Annotated in this window: 20 protein-coding genes and 1 pseudogene; 12 read left to right on the forward strand and 9 right to left on the reverse strand. The window is 62.8% G+C overall.

Features of this window, described 5'->3' with window-relative positions; all coding sequences use genetic code 11:
• Positions 1-155: 155 nt before the first annotated feature.
• The 7 genes from ACFSGJ_RS09995 to ACFSGJ_RS10025 are packed head-to-tail and all read left to right on the forward strand — an operon-like array spanning position 156 to position 5,708.
• Positions 156-953 carry a VirB8 family type IV secretion system protein gene (locus tag ACFSGJ_RS09995; protein ID WP_390261216.1) on the forward strand — a complete coding sequence of 266 codons (798 nt, stop codon included), beginning with the start codon at positions 156-158 and terminating at the stop codon, positions 951-953.
• Positions 954-955: 2 nt separating this feature from the next.
• On the forward strand, positions 956-1,651 hold the full coding sequence (locus ACFSGJ_RS10000) for a TrbG/VirB9 family P-type conjugative transfer protein (protein ID WP_390261218.1): 696 nt from the start codon (positions 956-958) through the stop codon (positions 1,649-1,651).
• Positions 1,648-3,027, forward strand: coding sequence for a TraB/TrbI/VirB10 family type IV secretion system protein (locus ACFSGJ_RS10005; protein WP_271118244.1), 1,380 nt, complete (start codon positions 1,648-1,650; stop codon positions 3,025-3,027). Before ACFSGJ_RS10000 ends, ACFSGJ_RS10005 begins: the two co-directional genes overlap by 4 nt.
• 4 nt (positions 3,028-3,031) lie before the next feature.
• On the forward strand, positions 3,032-4,018 hold the full coding sequence (locus ACFSGJ_RS10010; protein WP_390261220.1) for an ATPase, T2SS/T4P/T4SS family: 987 nt from the start codon (positions 3,032-3,034) through the stop codon (positions 4,016-4,018).
• On the forward strand, positions 4,015-4,209 hold the full coding sequence (locus tag ACFSGJ_RS10015) for a DUF4177 domain-containing protein (RefSeq protein ID WP_133344176.1): 195 nt from the start codon (positions 4,015-4,017) through the stop codon (positions 4,207-4,209). The genes ACFSGJ_RS10010 and ACFSGJ_RS10015 overlap by 4 nt, the downstream gene beginning before the upstream one ends.
• Entirely contained in the window at positions 4,206-4,619 is a 414-nt protein-coding gene (locus tag ACFSGJ_RS10020; protein WP_133344175.1) for a hypothetical protein, read from the forward strand. The genes ACFSGJ_RS10015 and ACFSGJ_RS10020 overlap by 4 nt, the downstream gene beginning before the upstream one ends.
• 12 nt (positions 4,620-4,631) lie before the next feature.
• Positions 4,632-5,708: a TrbL/VirB6 family protein gene (locus tag ACFSGJ_RS10025; protein WP_056037075.1), complete on the forward strand. Its 1,077-nt coding sequence runs from the start codon at positions 4,632-4,634 to the stop codon at positions 5,706-5,708.
• Positions 5,709-5,860: 152 nt separating this feature from the next.
• On the opposite strand, the pseudogene ACFSGJ_RS10030 reads toward ACFSGJ_RS10025, so the two are convergent.
• Positions 5,861-6,314 (reverse strand): annotated as a pseudogene (locus ACFSGJ_RS10030) (Arm DNA-binding domain-containing protein); the annotation flags it as partial.
• Between the two features lie 654 nt (positions 6,315-6,968).
• On the opposite strand from ACFSGJ_RS10030, the gene ACFSGJ_RS10035 reads away from it, so the two are divergent.
• The 4 genes from ACFSGJ_RS10035 to ACFSGJ_RS10050 all read left to right on the forward strand — a co-directional run bounded on the left by ACFSGJ_RS10035 (position 6,969) and on the right by ACFSGJ_RS10050 (position 10,371).
• A complete protein-coding gene (locus tag ACFSGJ_RS10035) occupies positions 6,969-8,465 on the forward strand; it encodes a multicopper oxidase family protein (protein WP_271114199.1) in 1,497 nt (498 codons plus the stop codon).
• Between the two features lie 13 nt (positions 8,466-8,478).
• Positions 8,479-9,093: a DsbA family protein gene (locus ACFSGJ_RS10040; protein ID WP_010400333.1), complete on the forward strand. Its 615-nt coding sequence runs from the start codon at positions 8,479-8,481 to the stop codon at positions 9,091-9,093.
• Between the two features lie 93 nt (positions 9,094-9,186).
• On the forward strand, positions 9,187-9,639 hold the full coding sequence (locus ACFSGJ_RS10045; protein WP_010400332.1) for a DUF305 domain-containing protein: 453 nt from the start codon (positions 9,187-9,189) through the stop codon (positions 9,637-9,639).
• Between the two features lie 81 nt (positions 9,640-9,720).
• Complete coding sequence (locus tag ACFSGJ_RS10050; protein ID WP_010400331.1) at positions 9,721-10,371, forward strand: L,D-transpeptidase; 651 nt, start codon at positions 9,721-9,723, stop codon at positions 10,369-10,371.
• 27 nt (positions 10,372-10,398) lie between these two features.
• Here ACFSGJ_RS10050 and ACFSGJ_RS10055 read toward each other — a convergent pair whose 3' ends face one another.
• The 5 genes from ACFSGJ_RS10055 to ACFSGJ_RS10075 form a co-directional block, all read right to left on the reverse strand.
• Positions 10,399-10,671, reverse strand: coding sequence for a hypothetical protein (locus tag ACFSGJ_RS10055; RefSeq protein WP_010400330.1), 273 nt, complete (start codon positions 10,669-10,671; stop codon positions 10,399-10,401).
• 38 nt (positions 10,672-10,709) lie between these two features.
• Positions 10,710-11,165 (reverse strand): c-type cytochrome, encoded by a 456-nt coding sequence (locus ACFSGJ_RS10060; protein WP_010400329.1) that lies wholly within the window; start codon positions 11,163-11,165, stop codon positions 10,710-10,712.
• A gap of 3 nt (positions 11,166-11,168) precedes the next feature.
• Positions 11,169-11,648, reverse strand: coding sequence for a DUF411 domain-containing protein (locus ACFSGJ_RS10065; RefSeq protein WP_010400328.1), 480 nt, complete (start codon positions 11,646-11,648; stop codon positions 11,169-11,171).
• A 93-nt stretch (positions 11,649-11,741) separates the two neighbouring features.
• Entirely contained in the window at positions 11,742-12,065 is a 324-nt protein-coding gene (locus tag ACFSGJ_RS10070; protein WP_010400327.1) for a hypothetical protein, read from the reverse strand.
• Entirely contained in the window at positions 12,065-12,346 is a 282-nt protein-coding gene (locus ACFSGJ_RS10075; RefSeq protein WP_010400326.1) for a metal-sensitive transcriptional regulator, read from the reverse strand. The genes ACFSGJ_RS10070 and ACFSGJ_RS10075 overlap by 1 nt, the downstream gene beginning before the upstream one ends.
• 100 nt (positions 12,347-12,446) lie before the next feature.
• Between ACFSGJ_RS10075 and ACFSGJ_RS10080 the strand changes: the two genes are divergently transcribed.
• Positions 12,447-14,810, forward strand: a complete 2,364-nt coding sequence (locus ACFSGJ_RS10080; protein WP_271114198.1) for a heavy metal translocating P-type ATPase — start codon at positions 12,447-12,449, stop codon at positions 14,808-14,810.
• 534 nt (positions 14,811-15,344) lie between these two features.
• Here ACFSGJ_RS10080 and ACFSGJ_RS10085 read toward each other — a convergent pair.
• The 3 genes from ACFSGJ_RS10085 to ACFSGJ_RS10095 are packed head-to-tail and all read right to left on the reverse strand — an operon-like array spanning position 15,345 to position 20,261.
• Positions 15,345-17,339 (reverse strand): type IV secretory system conjugative DNA transfer family protein, encoded by a 1,995-nt coding sequence (locus ACFSGJ_RS10085; protein ID WP_390261223.1) that lies wholly within the window; start codon positions 17,337-17,339, stop codon positions 15,345-15,347.
• Between the two features lie 8 nt (positions 17,340-17,347).
• Positions 17,348-19,681 carry a relaxase/mobilization nuclease domain-containing protein gene (locus ACFSGJ_RS10090; protein ID WP_390261225.1) on the reverse strand — a complete coding sequence of 778 codons (2,334 nt, stop codon included), beginning with the start codon at positions 19,679-19,681 and terminating at the stop codon, positions 17,348-17,350.
• Positions 19,668-20,261 (reverse strand): transposase, encoded by a 594-nt coding sequence (locus tag ACFSGJ_RS10095; RefSeq protein WP_390261226.1) that lies wholly within the window; start codon positions 20,259-20,261, stop codon positions 19,668-19,670. Before ACFSGJ_RS10095 ends, ACFSGJ_RS10090 begins: the two co-directional genes overlap by 14 nt.
• Positions 20,262-20,638: the final 377 nt, after the last annotated feature.

Raw genomic sequence — 20,638 nt, forward strand, 5'->3', positions numbered from 1 at the left:
GACCAACGTCAAGTGGACTGATGAACCTTTGCATGAGCAACTGGCTGCGAAGGGCAGTAACGAAGGTCTGAGGCGGATACACTACAGGGGTATCACGTCCAAGTTACAGAATGTCACTTGACCTCCCCTTGCTGGAAGGTTGTAGCAGCAACTGTATGACCTGCGTTTTTCGCCTTGTTTTGATTCTCATGCTGACCTTCGGTGCAGTGACTGCGCCGGATATGTCGTCGGCCAGTATGTCAATCACGGCTATGGCGCAGATGGAACCCACCGAAAGCGCCGATGGCCTCTGCAATGGTTGCGATCCCGCTGGATTTGCTGACGGTACTGCCTGTGAAGGTGGGTGTCCTGTTCCTTGCGGCTCCAGCGGTACGGCTGGCCTCCTTGAGAGTGTCTTCGGTGTCATCGGCTGTCTGAGCGCCGCGGCGGTCTCGATCCTCGATGTCGACCCGCCCCCCGTCGTTGTTCCCTATGACCCCGCCACCGGCTTTGCACTCCCCGAAGCCTCGGTCGGCGCCTCCTCGGTGACCGCCAACCAGGCGATCATCGAGGCGGAGGTGTTCCGCTATGTGACCGACCGGGAGGTCTATAACCAGCTCGACAACGATCTGCGCATCCGCAACGTCCTGCGCCGCTCGGACGGAGCTGCCGAGAGTGGGCTGCGCCAGATCTGGAACAGCGCCAATGAGAACTACCCGCCGACGGTCTATGGCCCCAAGGCGCGGCTCGACGTGGAGATCCTCAGCATCAACCGGATCGGAACCAACCGCGCGACGGTCCGCCTGCGCAAGCGCCTGACGTCCATTAACGGCACCCAGACCGGCCTCTTCACTGCGACGCTTCTCTTCGAGTTCCGCCCGGAGACCCGCCGCTCCATCGATGAGGTCTGGACCAATCCATTCGGCTTCACCGTCCTCGAATATTCCATCCGCTCCGACAGATTGGAGAACTGACGTTGTTGTTTATAAGATCGCTTATTTTTGTCATTGCCCTGTTGCCCGGCTTCGCCTCTGCCGAAGCCATCCCGCGTGGTGGTCCCAACGACAGCCGAGTGCGCTTGGCCACCTACCAGGAGGGTCAGGTCTACCGCCTCAGCGTGTCGCTCACCCATGTGACCACCATCGAGTTCGGCGAGGGCGAAAGCATCCGCTCGATCATCGCGGGCGACACCGAGGGCTTCGAGATCGACGGCGTCCCGGGCGGTCAGGCCTTCGCAATCAAGCCTGTGGCGCGCGTGGTGCATACCAATGTGACAGTCTATACGAACCGCCGGAGCTACTACTTCAACGTCCAGGAGGTCCGCAGCCCGACCTTCTACGTGGTGCAGTTCCGCTACCCTGACGACGCTGCGCGCCCGACCCGGGCCATCGCCGCCCAAGCGCCGAACTACAACTACGGCGCCAGCGCGCGGACCGAGTTCACGCCAACGCGTATCTGGGATGACGGGACGTTTACGTATTTCGCGTTTCCAAGAAACGCGCCTGTGCCCGCGATCTTCCGCTACGCGGGCGGCCGCGAGCGCACGGTCAACACGCAAATTCCTGAAAACGGCGTGATCCGCGTCAGCGGCGTGAACCGCCAATGGGTCCTGCGACTTGGCGAAGAAGTGGTCTGCATTGAGGCGATCCCGCCCGCGGAGGCCACCTCATGAGCGATACCGAGAACACCGAGCTGGAAAGGCGCCTCGCCGCCCTTGAGAAAGGCAGTGCCCGCGCGCCCATAGCGGCGCAGCGCCGGTCGCCCCTTCTCGCGCTGGTCGTGGTCCTCGTCATCGGCGCGGGTGGTGCCATGCTTTATCTCCTCTCACAGCCCGAAGGAGAGGAAGCCTTGCCGACGGCCACTCCGGACGTCTTCCAAAACGAAGGGGATGGCTTTGGCGCCATCGAGACCTTGCCCCCGCCCGAGCCCGAGGTTGTGTTCGTCGGACCAGACCCCGTCGAGCCCAACGCGGAGCTTCTGGCGCAGATCACCGCCCTGCAGGCCCAGATCGAGGAGTTGCGCAACGCCCCTGAACCAGTTGTCGAGGAAGACACCGCCGCCGCAGAGGCAATTGACGCGCTGACTGCTCAGATCGCGGCGCTACAAGCCGCCTCGGAAGCCGCACAGCAACGATTTCAGGACGAACTGACGGCGCGGGATCGCAGCCTTGAGCAACTCCGCATGGATCTGGAACTGGCCCAACTCGAGGCCAGCCGACCGCAACCCGCGCCAACGGGCCCCACGCAGGATGAGCTGCGCGCACGCGAGCAAGAGCGACTGCGCCGCGAGGAGGAAGCAAGACGGCTTGCGGAACTTGAACGCCGCGCGGCTGAGGAACGCGCATTTCAGGATCGGCGCATCACCTCACCCACCATTGCCTTTGGCGGCACCTCCGGTGCAAATGAGACGGCCTTGACCGAACGGACCTTTGGGGAAGTGACGGATTTCGTGCTGAACGGCGCGCTGCCCACTTCTGTGACGCAAGCCGAGGTCATCGCCAACCCGTCCAATACCATCATACAGGGCACGATGATCCAGGCCGTCATGGAAACCGCCCTCGACAGCTCCCTGCCCGGCCAGACCCGTGCCGTCGTGTCCGAAGATGTGTTCAGTTTCGATGGCTCGCGCCTTCTGATCCCGCGCGGGTCACGCCTGATCGGGCGGTATCGTTCCGGCGTCGATATCGCGCAGCGCCGGGTCACCATCGCCTGGGACCGGATCATCCTGCCTGACAATCAAACCATCCAGATCAGCTCTTTCGGGGGTGACGAGTTGGGCCGCTCCGGCGTGACCGGCTTTGTCGACACGCGCTTTGATGAACGCTTTGGCTCGGCGGCGTTGATTTCGCTGATCTCAGCGGCCCCAAGCGCCGCTGCAGCAAATGTGCAGGATGAGACCGCCGCGGATGTGCTCGAAGACGTGGGCGATGATCTTGCCGATGCCACGGACAGCGTGATTGGCGATTACCTTTCGATCGGTCCGGTCATCTATATCGACCAGGGCGCGCGCGTCACCGTCATGGTCGACCGCGATCTGGAGATCTTCTGATCCCATGTCGCTGAGCTATCTCCAGACCTCGCTTGATCGGATCGACGCCGCAGCACGCGACGATGTCATCGAGATCTGCATCAATCCTGACGGCACCTGCTGGGGAGAATTTCAGGGCGATCACTTCATGAGAAAGCTGGATCAAGCGTTGACCGCAACCGAAGTGAAAGACCTCGGCAACCAGATCGCCTCTTCTGCCAATACCACGATGAGCAAGGACCGCCCCATCGTCTCGGTCTCAATCACCTACAAGGGGCGGCCGATCCGGGCACAGGTCATCACACCACCCGCCGTGCTCTCGGCCATGTCGATCAGCCTGCGGTTTTTCTCAAGCTTGCCGCTCGATGGAATCGCGCTCGATTTCCTCTATGGCAAGGAACGCAAGCTTGAAGAACTCCGTCTCGAGAAAACCCGGGAACTGCGCGAGGTTGTTACGTCTGGCGTCATCGATGATGCACTTGCTTTTTGCGTCGAGAACAAACTCAACATGATTGTCTCAGGCGGCACCTCCACCGGCAAGACCGTCGCCGCGCGGAAGATCCTCACTCATGTGCCACCAGCGGAACGCATTGTCACCATCGAGGAAGCCGCCGAGCTTCTGCCGACCCAGCCAAATGCCGTGACCCTCATCGCCAATCGCGATGCAGAGTTCCAGACCGCCGATGTGCTGCTCACCGCCACGCTGCGCATGCGCCCCGACAGGATCATCCTGGGCGAGGTGCGCGGCAAGGAGGCAATGACCTTCCTCGAAGCCATAAATACAGGGCACGGCGGGTCCATGACCACCCTACATGCCGAAACCCCACAGCTTGCCGTGCAGCGCCTCGCGATCGCGGCACTTAAGACCGAGATCCCGATGACCTATGCCGACATGATCCAGTACATCGAGAACTCCATCGATGTGATCATCCAGGCCGGTCGCCACGACGGCAGGCGCGGCATCACCGAATTCTACCTACCCGGCGCAACCGAGATTGGAACTTCTCCATGAAGACATTTGAATACGATATCCTGTCCTTTCCCATGACTCGTAAGACCAGCCTTGCCGACATGCAGGCCAGCCTGAATGCCAAAGGTGCGAAAGGCTGGGAGGTGGTGTCGATCAGCTCCTCGGAATTCGCCAATGTGGGACACACGGTCTTCCTAAAGCGTGAGACCACACTCGCCGGAGCTACGGCATGAGGCAGGCGGGCTGTACCCTCGCACTGATTGCGCTGGTCCTGGGCCTGACGTCGGCACCCGGCTTCGCTGAGCGCAATCTCGTGCCGACCCTCGAGCGCAGTTTCGACGTCTGTCCAGAACGGCCCGCTGAACCCGTGTGGATGCAGGAGATCCCCCTACGCCAAGCCTATCAGCGCGTGCTGGTTCAAGACATCTACCGAGCCCAAAATCTTGAACGCATCGTGGAGACTGGCAGCTGCGCTTGCGAGATCCGGTTCCCGTCCTGGGATGATGCCGAGGGGGCGTTTCGTGAGCGCCACGCCAGTGACGAACGCTGGGAAATGTTGCAGGCCTCGGACGCCTACAACCGCCGCGCCAACGCCGCCCGAACTGCCGCCAAGGCCATCTGCGACGCCGCAGGTAATTGGTAAGGCAGCCCCGCGATGAGTGTCGTCACCTACTTCGTTGAAACCTCCCAAGCCTATCTCGACACCGCCGCTGAGACCCAGTTTGGTGCGGTTGCGGCAACGGTCGGCACGCTCCTGGTTTTGGGGACAACGCTGGTGGTGATCCTCGTCGGCATCAACATGATCTATCAATATCGGGCCATGGATGGGCACACAGCCTTCTGGCTCGCGGTCAAGATCGGGCTCATCGGGATTTTCGCGACCAATTGGATGCAGTTCAACGCCTTCTCGTCTGCCATTCTCTATGGGATCGACAGTATCGCGGGCGCGCTTGTAGCTTCCGTCGGCGGCGGCAGCCCGGGCCCTTCAGGCACCTTCGCGGAGGAATTCGACCGGCTGATCGCGGAGCTGGGCGACTATCTGAACGCTGCCGGGTCCGAGCTGAACTGGATGGCTGGCGCCATGCTCGACATCGTCGGCGTCCTCCTGCTTTCAATCCTCGGCGGACTGGCCGCCTTCATCCTCGTGGCCTCCCGACTGATGATCGCGCTTCTGATCGGGATCGCCCCGGTGATGATATTCCTGACCCTCTTCGAGGTGACCAAGGATTATTTCGCGCGCTGGCTGTCCGCGCTGATCTCCTTTGCGCTATACCCCATCGTCGTCGCAGGCGTGTTCGCAACGATCACAGGCGTTTCCTCCGCGCTCATCGGTGAACTAGGCGATCCCGAAGGGGCCTCAAACATCGGCGCGCTCATCCCCTTCTTCATGATGGTGCTCATGGCCAAGGGCTTCATTATCGCCACGCCCTTCATCGTCCGCGCGATCTCCGGCAACATCATGATGCCCGCCCTCTCCGGTGGCCTCGGCGGCGGCTACAGCTTTGCCCGCGCCGCCATGGGAAGCCAGCAGGCCTACAATCGCTACCTCATCGGCGGGGCCAGTGGCGCAGAATACGCAGCCCTCAGGGCGCGGCAGTTCTTTGGCGTGCAGCAAATGCCAGTGCGGCAAGGCATGGGACAGACGGGTTCCGGAGGCGGCACAGGATCCGCAGACTCGGGATCAAAAATGCTGGCGCAGCTGGCGAGACTGGGACGGCTTGGGCGACGGTGACGGCCCAGAGCGGCCTTCTGCGCTCGGTTCGGCGCTACATTGCAGCAATCACCAGACCTGCCATTGCATGCTTGGCGCGGCATTTTACGTTGGCCCGTTGACGGCAAGCGGCAACCACTTACTTCCGACCACGATTGTTGATCCCCCAGTGGCAGGAACCGCTTACGCTGGTTCTCGATCCGGCGGCGTAATCCCGATGCCGAATTGTCCTCACGCCAGCCCAGCTTTGCGCATAGGTGAACATCTTTCGGAGCACCTCGCCGACCCGGTTGGCGCACACCGGCGTTGATTTCGATCCCTTGAGCTTGCGGGCGCGTCCCTCCCGTCTTCCTTCACGCCCAGCGGGTCGCCACCGGCATCGATGTTGCGGCGCAGCTCCTTTGCCCGTTCCCGCGTCGCCGCCGTCGACCATTCCGGCCAGCGCCCCAGCGTCATCCGCCGTTGCCGCCCGGCATGGCGGTAATCCAGCGTGAAGGCCCGATTGCCCGAGCGGTAGATGCAGATGGCAAAGCCCCGCACCTCGCTGTCGAAGATCTGATAGTCCCGGCCCGGTTCCGGCGCGGCCTCCCGCACCGATTTCTCGTTCAGCCTCAATCGCTTCACCATGCCCAGCGCCTCCTTCTTGCATCTCACATGAGGCTCAGCCTCGCGCGCATCGCGAGTCATACATCGCCGGTCAGCCCGGCGGGGAGGCGGAAGGTGGCAGAACCCCGGGGGAGGGCTGCCGGTCAATGGCTCAGAAGGGAAAAAACTACACCCTCTGTTGATTACTCCGTGAATTGCAACGAGAGCCTGTCCTGCTTATTGTCAAGCTAGTTGCATAGGTTCCAACTCAACCACATGATGCGCGGCGCGATATGTTCTTTGCTTGTTGTCCTGCTCGTGTTCGCGGGCGTGACGCAGCATGGGCAAAGTGCTGGTACAGCCGGACTGTCGGCCGATCACGTTGTCGCTTCGATCAGCCATCCCGGCGACACAGGCGGGCATGAGCACGGTTATTCGGGAGAGCCTTCTCGGCACGATATGACCGATGCCTGTGCGATTGTATGTGTCGGCACACCTACGCCCTGGCTTGCTGCCGCACAACTTGCGCCTGTTGAGACTGAGCATTCGCTGAAATGGCACTCTATAGCGGTGACACGTGAGGGCCGTCTGGTCGGCCCCGGATACCGCCCTCCGAAATCCATCTGAACACTTGCTTGCCGCACCTTTCAAGGTGCCGAACATGGTTCGCCCTACGGGGTCTGATGGATTATTCATATGACTTGCACACTGAATCGCCGCGGCTTTCTGACCGCATCCGCTGCCATGGCCACAGCTTTTGCCATCCCGCGCGCGGGCTTTGCGCAGCCAGCCGCGCTGGCATTGCAGGCAACGACGCGCACGCTTGACATTGATGGCCGCGCCGCCGCGGTTTTCGGGCTGATCAACGGCAACGGAACGCCCGGGTTGATACTGGATCCGGGCCAGCGTTTCCTGCTCGACCTGACCAATGATCTGACCGAGCCGACGATCATTCATTGGCATGGACAGATCCCGCCGAACGCGCAAGACGGCGTTCCCGATATGCCGATGCCGCTGCTGCAGCCAGGAGAGACGCGTGCCTATGATTTTGAGGCCGCAGCAGGCACGCACTGGATGCACAGCCATGTGCCCATTCAGGAGATGCAGTTGCTGGCCGCACCCCTGATCGTCCGCCGCCCCGAGGATCTGCGAGCTGATCGGCAAGAGGTCACCATGTTCCTTCACGACTTTTCGTTCCGCTCGCCGGAAGAGGTGCTGGAAGAAATCCGCTCGGGAAAGGGGCATGACGAGGCCGCCGAAGCCGAAATGTCGCAACCAGCCGATCCCCATGCCGGTCACGACATGGGTGGCGGCATGCCCATGAACGGGATGTCGGAAATGGGTGGCATGACCATGGCCGGTATGAGCGGGATGCAGATGGACCTGAACGACTTCGATTTCGATGCCTATCTGGCGAATGACCGCACCCTGAGCGACCCAGAGGTCGTGCAGGTCGAGAAGGGCGGCCGTATCCTGCTGCGGGTCATCAACGGGGCTGCGGCCACGGTATTCTGGCTCGACAGCGGCGAGGTTCCGGGTCGGCTTGTTGCGGTGGATGGCCAGCCGGTGCAGCCCTTGCCAGGAACGCGCTTTGGTCTGGCCATGGGGCAGCGCCTGGATATCGAGCTTGACCTGCCCACCGGAGGCGGCGCATGGCCGATCCTTGCTCTGCGCGAAGGCGCGCAGGAGCGCACCGGCCTTATCCTTGCGACCGCTGGCGCCAAGGTGCCGGTCATGCTTGGAATGGCAGACGAGGCCGCACCTGCATTCGATATCGACCTTGCACAGGAAGCCGCCTTGCGGGCCGTTGCTCCGCTGACGGAACGAGTTGCCGATGCATCACCCATGGTGATGCTGGGCGGGCAGATGCAGCCCTATCGCTGGACCATCAACGACCGCGTGTTCGAGGATCGGATTCCGGTTACGGCCAAAACAGGCCAGCGGGTCGAGATCATGTGCCACAACATGTCGATGATGGGCCATCCCATGCATCTGCATGGCCATCATTTCCAAGTTGTCGCGATCAATGGCAGACGGTTTTCCGGTGCATTGCGCGACACGGTCTATGTGCCGCCCATGTCGATGGTCACGGTGGCGCTGGATGCGGGCGAGGCGGCGGAATGGATGCTGCATTGTCACCACATGCCGCATCTTGCCAGCGGCATGATGACGACGTTCGCGGTCTCGGCGTGACGGGAGTGACATGATGTTTCAGCGACGCATGATCCTGACCCTGGCCCTTACCGCCCCGGCGATGGCCATCGCACCGCGCCTATCTTGGGCTGGTCATTCGCTTCCACCCGAATTCCGCAGGCAGCTTGAACATGACGCGAATGCGCCGATCTTCGGCAATCCTGACGGCGATGCGACTCTGATCGAGTTCTTCGACTATAACTGCCAGTTCTGCCGTGCGATGATGCCAGTGGTGGATGCCGTGTTAGGAGCCGATCCCGGCTTGCGGATGGTGATGCGGGAATGGCCGGTCTTTGGCGAGGGTTCGGTTTTCGCGGCCCGCGCGGCGCTGGCGTCGCGCAAGCAGGGCCGCTACGCCGACTTTCATCGCGCCTTGATGAGTCAGAAACCCCGGGCCGAAAGGGCCAGCGTCCTGCGTGTTGCGCGATCCATGGGTTTAGACACTCAGCAGTTGCAGCGCGATATGGGCGGCCCGGAGATTGCCCAACATATCCAGCAGTCCAATGCGCTGGCCGAGGCGATGGGGCTTGTCGGCACACCCACCTTCATCGCCGGATCGGATTCGCGCTTTGGCGCCATTTCATCAACGGAACTGGCCGAACTGGTTGCGGCCTCGCGTGGCAATTGAAGCATTTCACGAAAGGACAACGCTATGGATAATTCTGATCGACACAATAGCCACGGAAGCCAGAGCGGCGGAAGCTATGGCCGTTTTGCGGCGATGATCGCTACCTCGACGGTGATCATGTTCGGGCTGATGTATCTGAACACCTGGGCGATGGATCATGTCTTTTTCAGCCAGACCCGGATGTGGATGGCGCTTTACATGGGCGGCGCCATGGCGCTGATCATGCTGGCCTTCATGCTTGGGATGTATCGCAACCAGCGCGCCAATATGACCGTCGCAGGCCTTTCAATTCTGGCCTTTGCCCTCGGCCTGTTTCTGGTTCGCAGTCAGGCAACGGTCGATGATACCGCCTGGATGAAGGCGATGATTCCGCATCACTCGATTGCGATCCTGACATCCACCCGCGCGGATATCTCGGATCCTCGCGTGCGGGCGCTGGCGGACAGCATCATCGAGGCCCAGACGCTGGAAATCGCGGAGATGAAGGCGCTGATCGCCGATCTGGAAGGCGGGCCAGCGGCGACGCCCGAGGTCGATGGGCGCTGATGCGATACGGTTCGGCAATCGCGGATCCCGCTGCGCTTGCCGCATTCATCTGAAGGTACAACCATTACGAGGAGCAATCACATGCTGACACGCAGACATTTCATCCGAACGACGACGGCGCTGTTCGCGGCCTCCGCCGCCAGCCCGCTTATGGCCTCGACCTGGCCCGACGCGGCGCAGAAGGCCGCCTGGGATGCCGAGGTGGAAGCCGGCGGCCCCAATCCTTGGGGCCTGCACCAGCGTTTCCTGCCGCAGCGGATTGTCGCGAATGACGGTCTGGTGCCGGGCGATATCCATGTCGATGCCGTGGCCCGATACCTCTACCACATCGAAGAGGGCGGCACGGCGATGCGTTACGGCGTGGCCATCGGCCGGGGCGATCTTTACGAGCCGGGGACCTATACAATAAAGCGCAAGGCCGAATGGCCGCACTGGACCCCGACAAGGAACATGATCGAGCGCGAACCCGAGGTCTATGCGCAGTATGAAAACGGCATGGAGCCCGGTCCCCGGAATGCGCTCGGGTCACGGGCGCTTTATCTCTATCTCGGCGAGCGCGACACCTATCTGCGCATTCACGGCACGCCGTTTCCGACCTCGATCGGCAGCCGCGCCAGTTCCGGCTGCGTCCGCATGGTCATGGCCCATATCAACGGACTCTATCCACGCGTCCAGATCGGCGCGACCGCCTATCTCTATTCGCCGGAGGGCAGCGTGACGGCCATCAGCTGAACGGTCGCCCTCTGGCGAGGCCGGGCGTCAGGACGTACGCGCGTTGCAGATATGGTTGCCGTTGGCCGCCCGCAGCGGCACCAGCGTCGTTTCGACCGGCCCGACATGATAATACCAATAGCAATCATCCGCCGGGTCCAGCCGCGCCGTTGTCAGGTCCTGGTTGGGGCCGGCGATGGCGACGACCTCGTTCGGAATGGGATACGGCGAGGCCGCTTCGGCAGCGATATCGGGCGCCTGGGCCGCGCATCCGGCAAGGACGAGCAGCGTCAGGGCGATGGCGGCGGTTCTTTTCTTCATGGGAAACTCCTTGGCTATGGTGGTGTCGCGCCGGGGTGTTACGGCGCGCTGTCCTTGGTGATGCGGCTCTGGATTGCCCGTTCCCGTTCAGGCCAGGTAGATTTGATATAGGCCAGAACGGCGGCGATTTGGTCGTCACTCATGACATCGCCGAAGCCGGGCATGTCACTTTTATACCCATCGCCGACCACGGCGGCCGTGCCGTCGCGAATGATCTGTACCAGAAGCGCGTCGGCGTGATGCCATGTGTGACCGGTCTCGTCATGCGGGGGCGCCGGATAGCGGCCACTTGCGAGCGGGGTCTGCCAGTCCGGCTGGCCTTCCAGATCGGCGCCGTGGCAACTGGCGCAGTTATCGACGTAGAGCCGCTGGCCAAGCGCGATCACGGCCTGATCCTGCGCGGCTGTTCCGGTGGCCCCGCTGCCGCGCCAGAGGATCAGGATCGCAGCGGCCAGACCGACCGCTGCGATGAGGATGAGTGCGTTGCGCGTCATCTGCTACCCGTCCAGCGGAAAGGCGCGACCGTCACCGGCAATGCCGCCCCAGGCGATGACCTCGGCGGTGGCCTCGACCCCGCCACCCATGCCCGGCGAGTCGGCGGGCATCCCCGGCACGGCGATCCCGGTAATGTCGGGGCGCTGTTCCAGAAGCTGCCTTATGGCCGCGAAGGGCACATGGCCCTCGACGATATAGCCGCTGATCCGGGTCGTGTGGCAGGACCACAGGTTTTCGGGCACAGCGGCGTCGCGCTTCATACCGACATAGTCGCTGGCCTCAGTGATCTCGACCTCGAACCCCGCCTCGATGGCCAGATCGGCCCAGGCGCCGCAGCAGCCGCAGCCGGGGTCCTTGGTGACACTCAGCAGGTTCGGCTTTTCGTCCGAACCGATGGCGGCAAAGGCAAGGGTAGAGGCTGTCGACAGTATCGCCGCGACCGCAAGGATCGCCCCGCGACGCGAGAAGTGATGATTGCTCATATCTGATGTCTTTCAGGATATTGCGCGCCGTAGGGTCATTCATCCCTGTCATGGCGCAGTTGATCGGCTTGTGGCCCCTCGGGCCATGTGGCGTCAGAGAGCAGCGGATCGCGGAGGGGGCAGCGGCAAGCGCGGCCTGGCCGATTTCATATCTTGCAGCGGGGGAAAGTGTCGGATTCGGCGTGGCAAGCGGGCCGCGTTGGGCGTGATTTCGGCATTGCCGATGGCGGCACAGGCCGCACAGTCGCCATGTGGAGAATCCGGCTGCGTGGTGCAGCATTCATGCGCGACTGGCGACGCGGATGTTTCGGCCATCGAGGCCATCGACGATGCTTCCGCCGAGGCGGCGCCGGTCAGGGCCAGTGGCATCGTCACCGCCAGCATGACGGCAAGCAGTGCCGATAGCAGGAACCGCATCAGTCGCGTACCTTTTCCATCAGTTCGACGACCTCGCGGAACATCACCCGCTGACGGTCCTGATCGCCGGATTGGATCGCGTCTTCCATGCAGCTTCGCGCGTGATCCTCGATCAGCAAGCGTTCGACGCCGCGCAGGGCAGACCGGATGGCGGCGGTCTGGTTCAGGATGTCGACGCAATAGCGCCCATCCTGGACCATGCGCGAGACGCCCTGCACCTGACCGTTCAGGCGGGAAAGCCGCTTCAGGATCGCGTCTCGGTTCTGCTTGTCATGCGCCAAGGAGGGCTCCGAACTTCAACATCTGAGGCTTGTACTATACCCTCAAGGGGTATAGAGCAAGTCTGATATACCCCCTATAGGTATCTGCCGGGAGAGAGTCATGGACCACAAGCACGATCATTCGCATGGGCATCACGATCACGGGACACACGGTGGCGCACCGGCACAGGCTGATCCCGGTAAGGCCATCGACCCGGTTTGCGGGATGCAGGTGACGATCAAGCCCGAGGCCCGGCACCGCGACTATGAGGGACAGACGTTCTATTTCTGCTCGGACGGTTGCCAGTCGAAGTTCGACGGCGACCCGTGGTTCTACGCCTCGGGCGCGGCGGCCAAGGTCGAAAAATCCGCCCCGGCGGGCACGCAATGGACCTGCCCGATGCATCCCGAGATCGTCCGCGACGAACCCGGCGCCTGCCCAATCTGCGGCATGGCCTTGGAGCAGATGATTCCCTCGGATGAACCCAGCCATGAACTGACCGATTTCACCCGGCGGCTATGGGTCAGCGTGGCCGCTGCGGTGCCGTTGTTGATCCTGACCATGGGCGAGATGGTGGGCATCCCGGTCCGTGACTGGATCGGGCACCGCACCGCCGTCTGGCTGGAATTCCTGTTAGCCACGCCCATCGTGCTCTGGGCGGCGCGGCCCTTCTTTCAGCGCGGGTTGGATTCCTTCAAAAACCGCTCACCGAACATGTGGACGCTGATCTCGCTGGGTGTCGGCGCGGCCTATCTCTATTCGCTCTTCGCCACCTTCCTGCCGGGCATCTTTCCCGAGGAATACCGAATGGGCGGCATGGTCGACACCTATTACGAGGCTGCGGTGGTCATCGTTGCCCTGGTCTTTGTCGGGCAGGTACTGGAACTCAGGGCGCGGGAACGCACCGGTGATGCGATCCGGGCACTGATGGATCTGGCGCCCAAGACGGCGCGGCGCATCCTGCCCGATGGCACGGAATATGACGCGCCGCTGGAAAACATCGCGGCCGGGGACCTCTTGCGCGTGCGGCCCGGCGATAGCGTGCCGGTCGATGGCGAGGTGGTCGAGGGGCGGTCCTCCGTCGACGAAAGCATGATCACCGGCGAGCCGGTGCCGGTCGAGAAGGTGCAGGGCGACCGCGTGACCGGCGGCACGATCAACAAGAACGGCACGCTGGCGATCCGCGCCACCGATGTCGGCGCCGATACGGTGCTGTCGCAGATCGTGCAGATGGTGGCCGGGGCGCGGCGGTCCAAGGCGCCGATTCAAGGGCTGGCCGACCGGGTGTCAGCGATCTTCGTGCCGACGGTGGTGGTGATCGCGGTGCTGGCCTTCATCGTCTGGCTGATCTTCGGCCCCAGCCCCTCATATGTCTTCGCCATCGCCTCGGCGGTCTCGGTGCTGATCATCGCCTGTCCCTGTGCGCTTGGGCTGGCGACGCCGATTTCCATCACCACGGCGGCGGGGCGCGGCGCGCAGGCGGGCGTGCTGGTGAAGAATGCCGAGGCGCTGGAGCTGATGGCCGAGGTCGATACGCTGATCGTTGACAAGACCGGCACGCTGACCGAAGGCAAGCCTGCACTGACCGATGTGACCAGCTTCGGTGACGTGCCCGAGGGCGAGTTGCTCGGTGCTGCGGCGGCGCTGGAACGGGCCTCGGAACACCCGCTGGCCGAAGCCATTGTCGAAGGCGCAAAAACGCGCGGGTTGAGCCTTGGTAATGGCGAGGAGTTCGAAGCTATCACCGGCAAGGGGGTGATCGGCAAGGTCGATGGCCGCGACGTGGCGCTTGGCAATAACGCGCTGATGACCTCGCTTGGGATCGACTGCGACACCGGCGAGGACACTGCCGACCGCCTGCGCGGCGAGGGCAAGACCGCCATGTTCGTGTCGCTGGATGGCAGGCTGGCCGGTCTGGTCGCCGTGGCCGACCCGATCAAGCCAACTGCCGAGGCGGCGATCCGCGAGTTGCACGATCTGGGCATCAAGGTGATCATGGCAACCGGCGACAACGAACGCACGGCGCAGGCGGTGGCGAGCAAGCTGGGCATCGACGAGGTCCGCGCCGGGATGCTGCCTGAGGGCAAGAAGGATCTGATCGACGGGCTGCGCGGCAAGGGGAACAAGGTCGCCATGGCGGGCGACGGGGTAAACGACGCGCCCGCGCTGGCTGCGGCGGATGTGGGCATCGCCATGGGCACTGGCGCCGATGTGGCGGTCGAAAGCGCCGGGCTGACCCTGCTGGGCGGCGACCTGACCGGCATCGTCCGCGCCCGCAAGCTGGCCGTGGCCACCATGCGCAATATCCGCCAGAACCTGTTCTTCGCCTTCGCCTATAACACGGCTGGCATCCCGGTTGCCGCCGGTCTGCTGTATCCGTTCTTCGGAATATTGCTGTCACCGATGATTGCCGCCGCCGCCATGTCGCTGTCCTCGGTCTCGGTCATCGCCAATGCGCTGAGGCTGAAACGGGTGAAGCTATAAGGTTGAGGAGGTGGCGTGTGGGTTTGAAATTTCGGTTTCAGCCCGATCAGGGTACTCCAAAACGGGACGCGGCTTTCCATCAGGGCGACTACATAAACGACAACCGTTGGAGATGTGAGTTTTCTTCTCAGCGGGCCCTCTCTTGCTGGCAACGCATGGGCCGCACTTTTGTTGTCAGACTTACGATGCTGGAAAAATCATCTACCTCAACGCCACCTCAACCCTTGGCTGCAGTTCTCGTGCAGGTTGTTCCGTCAGATGTCGCTCAATGCAGTTGAGCGTCGGCATGGAAATCGCAATAAATCAATCGATTGTCCCGTAACATACTGAAATTACGGGGTGCCCGAATTTCGCCTCTGATCTGCTCATAACCTGAAGGTCGTAGGTGCAAATCCCGCCCGACCAGTAGCTCGTGCCGGTCTCTCGTGATCTTGCCCCTGAATGTCGGCTTATTACAGATTGTTGCCAATGCTGCGCCGCACTGCCGCAAGTCGGCTCTCCGCCCTCTATGACCGTCAGACCATGCCCACCGCCCTACCGGTGAATTGGCTTTTTGCCACCCTCCTCCTGCAGCATCGCTTCCATGTCGTTCAAGCCATCGACTGCAGAGCGCATCTGCGCCTCATCATCCACTGTGTCGGAATCCGCAACCTGGCCCTCAAAATCCATCTCCATCTGCCGCTGTTCCTCTGCGACGACAGCTTGAACGACGGGTGCTGTCTTCTTTGTGGCGACATCGGTTTGCACTGAAGATTGGCCATCAGCAGCCTGGCGTGCGGCCTCAACGTCGGCCTCAGATCCGCCTGACCCGTCCGGTGGCGGCCTCATCGGCATGGCGCGCACACTTAGCGGCAGAGTGCCCTGCGGCCCCCCTCCCCCCGGCTCCGGAAACGGCAACTCGCCCGTCTGCGCCGCATGGATCGCCTTGAACAGCCGATCGTCAAAATATTGGATCCGCTTCGCGCGGACAGGCATTTGCGCGTCGATGACCATGACGATCTCGTCAAGCGGCAGGCGGCGCGCCTCATCCTCGGGCAGGAGGGAGCTTTCTTCAGTCCGTGTCGATTGGCTGCGGCCTTCGAAGGGGTTCTTGCCGATGGATTGAGATCGCGTGACCACGGTCTTCGTGGTCTTGCCGACAGCCTTGCTCAGCTCCTCGACGGTCTTTTCATCGGAGGGCGTGAGGTAGAGCTTCACCCCCGCATTGCCCTGAAGCGCGCGGCGGGTGTTCTCGCCATAGATTTCATCGAGGGCGGGGATGGTTTGGGTGACCACGGCCAGATGCCCGCGATAGGTGCGCAGGGTCTCGATGCTCTCGACCACGATGGGCATCTTGCCGAGACGATTGAACTCGTCGAGCATGATCATCACCGGCCAGGGCTCATCGGGCCCTGGGTCCTTTTCCTGCATGGCCGAGAGAAGATCGGAAAAGAAGAGCCGGATCAGCGGCGCAAGCGGCTTCACCATCAGCGGCTGGACCACGAGATAGACCGAAAAGGGCTTCTTGCGGATGGTCCGGAAATCAAAATCCGACACCGCCGTCGCCTCGTCGATGGCAGGGTTCTGCCATTGGTCGAGCCCCGATGTCATCAGGAGCGAGACATAGGAGGTCAGCGTGTCGTTATTGGTCGAAGCGAGCCGCGTGAAGATCAGTTTGGCCGCCCTGTTGTCGACCTCGTGACCCCGCGCGAAATACTCCTTCTGCTTGTTCCCTCCCGAGGCGGCGATGCGGTAGATTTCGCCGAGAGTCGGGCGCTTGCGCTGGAAGGCCAGCAGGCCTGCCGCCACGAAGAGATCGATCCCACCTTTCAGAAGTCCCTGCACCCTGTCGTTATCGCTCTGCAGAAAGAGCGTCGCCAAGAGCTGCAATTCCATCTGCTGCCGCGCAGGGTCCTTCAACTCGAAGATTCGCAGGAGCGGGTTGTAGCGGTGCGTGCGCTTGCCCTCCCAATCGGTGGGGGAAAAGCGATAGACCTTGTCGCCTTGGGCTGCGCGATGCCGGGCCGTGGCCTCAAAGCACTCGCCCTTCACATCGAGCGTCACGGCAGAGCCTTGCCAGGTCAGCAGGTTCGGAATGACGAAGCCCGTGGTCTTGCCGCGGCCTGTGGGCGCCACGATCAGCGCATGCGGGAAAACCTTCGAACAAATGTAGTTGGCGCGGGAGCTCGGCGTCCCCAGCTTGCCGAGGATGAACCCGGTCCCTGGCGCCCCGAAAAACCCATTGGCCTTCATCTCGCGCGCACTCTGCCAATGCGTCTGGCCAAAGCGTGTGAGCGCCGATCCCGAGAGGGCGAGGCTCAGCATCATGCCGGCGGCGGCAAAGCTGCCGATGATCAGGTGAATAAGTTGCGCGTCCTCCGGGCGGCGGTCCAGGATCGCCAGATAGTTCTGCGCGATATAGGCAAAGTCGATCTCGGCCCCAAACCCGAGATCCTGGTAGGTCAGCACCGCCGAGGCGATCGTATAGCCCATGGCCCCAGTCACCAGCGTTACCAGCAAGACCCCTGTTGCGATCCGCGCTTTTCCCATGGAGGCGCTCAATGGACCTGTCCCCGCTCAGTCTCGCCATCCACATCGCCAGTGCGGTGTTTTTCGTATTCGGTGTCGGCAAGATCATCGACCACCTGGCGCAAGGCCTCCGTGTTGGCCGTCGCGGCATCGGATTGCAGATAGACCTTGGCGACATAAAGCCGGTCGAGGCGGTCCTCGAGAACCTTGTCCAGCGCATCGGCATCGCCGGATGTGAGCCGCTCGAGTTGACGGTCATCCAGCACCCGCGCGATCTCGTCGCGGAAGGCGTCCCGCTCCGCCTCGGTCTCGAAGGGCGCGGACAATTCCCCCGCCCGCTCATGGTCCAGAACACGCGCAATCTCGTCTGCAAGGCGGTCGGCACGGTCAGACTGCGGCGCAGTTTCACCGCGGGCTGCGAGGAGGTCGTCGCGCGTGCCAACCCCGAGCCCCTCGCGCAACTCGTTGTCGCGGCGGACCTGATTGATGGCCTCCGTGTCCCGTATCTCGATGACGGCGGCATAGGTCGCACCGAGCCCACGGGCGAGGTGGGACGGCATGTCCGGATAGCGCTCCCTTAAGTCCTTGGTAACAGCATCCGCAACTGGGGTGCGGACATCGCGACCCTCCATGATCCGGTCGACCTCGCGGGTGATCTCGCTGGCGCGGGCCGCATCGGTGATGGTCTCCCTGTAAGGCTCAGACCGGTCGATCACATCGCCTGGGCGTGCGAGCAGCTCCGGGTGTGCCTCGAGATACGCGCGCTGCTCCGTCTCGATCCGTCGCTCTGCCCGCGAGACAACTTCCCAGTCACGGTCCTCGATCTGCTGCGCTGTCAGGCCGTCTGCGCGCATCTCCTGACGGATTGTCCCTTCCATCGCCTGCACCGCGCCCTCGTGATAGTGGTACCGCTCGCTGACCGGTTCCGCTTCCACGACGCCATCCCGGCGCAGCACGTTCTCGCGCTCCAACAGCGTGCCAAGCGCGACATGCACGTCATTCAGGATGTCACGCGCCTGTTCCAGATCGGCACGGCGTTCGAGGTTCAGATCGCGCGCCTCGGCCACCTTGGCAAGATCGTCGGCGATCCATTGACGCTCGAGCGCCGCATTTGAGGCGCCCGTCTCGATCCGTGCCACCACTTCCGATGTGCTGATCCCCGTACCCCGCAGTGCTACGTCAATGCGCGATCTCAGGTCCGGCTCGGCCAAACGCTCAAGCTGGCTGGCGTCGATATTGGCCTCGGAATAGATCCCGCCCTCCGAGGGGGTCTCTGACAGCGTGGATGATCGCAAACCGAGAGGCTGCATGTGCTGGACCTGCGTCTGGATCTCGATGAGGCGTTTTTCCAGCGCGGGACGTTCGGCGTCAGACTTCTCGGCGATCATGCCCTGCACCCGCGCGAGCTTTTCCGCATAGAGGCTTCTCAGGTCCTCGAAGCTTTGATCCTCGGCCATATAAACATCTCCTGTTCGGTCCAGCTGCCCGCCATGCGCCAGCACCTCGCCCGCGCGGAAGAGTGCCGCGGCGATGTCTTCCCGGGCCTCCCGGGAGGCCTCTGCGGCAAGCGAATGGTAGACGGTCCTGGTGTTGGCGATCTCCGCCAGCGTCCGGGTCAGGTCCTGCCCCACGCGTTCGCGCTCGCGGGGTGCGCGCCCCTCTTCTTTCGCCGCATAGACCTCGCGGGTCCGGGCGGGGTAATGCACAACCCCGCGATCCACCCGGCGCGTGGCTTCCAGCCGCACGCCATACTTTTCCGCCTCCTCGACCATGGCGAGGCGGAAGTCGTCATAGTTGAAGCGGTGGTTGCGCCCCAGAAAGAAGAACTCGCCTTCTTGTGAGCGGCGGTTCAGCACCAGATGCGCATGCGGGTGATCGCGGTCCTCATGCACCGCGATGATGTAGTCGAAATGCCCCTCATCGGTCTGGAAGAACCGCTCGGCCACATCCGTTGCGATGTCGCGCACATCCTCGCCCCGCGTGCCGATGGGGAAGGACATGAGCATGTGGGTGGTCTGCCCAAGCTTGGGTTTGAAGCCCGCATCCCACCGTTTGGCAAAGCGCTCGGTCAGATCCTTGATGTCACCCGCCTCGAGCTTCGTCTTGCCATCCAGGAACCCGCTACTGTCCACGATATGGGTGGACTTGGTGGTGAGGTAATCGAGCTGGTTTGCGAGCTGTGATTTGGTATGCGTACCCCCGCCCCGGATCGCCTTGAAGACCGCTGGCCGATGCCCCGCAGCCGCGCGCGCAAGCTGGCTCTGCTTGGCCACGTGCAGCCCTTGCATCGAGCCCCGGATCCGGCTCCAGCCATCCCGGAAGACCTCGCCCGTGACGGCATGGACAGCATCATTCAGCCGCATGGGCAAACTCCCTCAGCGCGGCCGTGGCCTGCAGCTGCATCGCGTTGCGACGGCGGCGCAGGAGCAGATCGATCTCGTCAGCGGAATCCAGAATGAACCGCGCCAGCCCGCGCATCTGTGCGAGGCGCAATTCGGTGAACTTGGCACTCGTGCCCCCCACGGCCGCCTGCCCCCGCCGGTTGGCCCGGGTCATCTGTTTGGCGATCTGCGCGACCCCATTACCGACCTCGTGCAGAGAGGCGCGGTAGCGAGCCATCTCTGCTGCCATCTGCGCGTCCGGAACGAACACCCCGCCTGCCGCCTGAATGAGTCGCCGCAGCCCCTCGGCACGGCTCTCGATCCCGGCCTCGGCCAGCACCTCGTCGAGCGCCGCGAGCTCCGCAGCCGTGACCTTTACACTGACCGCTGAGACCGGAATTGCGGCATCCGTCTGGCGCTCTGCATCGGCTTTCAGGACGTAGCGCACGGCCCGCGATGTGACCTCGAAACGCTCAGCCAGCTCAGACGTCGACACACCCTCCGCGGCTTCGCGGACGATCTGCATCTTCTCGATCTCTGTCAGGCGTTTTGTTCGGGACATGCGGAAGAAAGACCCCCTATTTCCTGCCAACTTCGTACAAGCCCGCCTTCTCCCAGCACAAGCGGAGAAGGCACCAAGGGCTTGTACTCAATGTAGAAAATCGGCCTCGCGGGCCGATTTGACGTCCTTTGGTAAATGCAGCGCGCAAGGCGCTCAACGCAGCGCGTCCCGCGTTGCCTGCACCCCGCATCGCGTCCTTTGGACTGCGTTTTGCGCGCCCTGCAGTACGGCTTCTGGCGTGTGCCCGATGGCGTGTGCCGCCCGCATCGCGCGTGGTGCCGGATGATCCACGTCCAATGCAGAATGCGTCGCGTTTCCTGCGACGCGGAAAATGGCGCCCGTCGCATGTAGCGCGTCATCTGGGCACTGCATCGCGC

It is taken from the genome of Halodurantibacterium flavum (genome assembly GCF_042681825.1).
GTDB classification, from domain to species: Bacteria; Pseudomonadota; Alphaproteobacteria; order Rhodobacterales; family Rhodobacteraceae; genus Halodurantibacterium; species Halodurantibacterium flavum.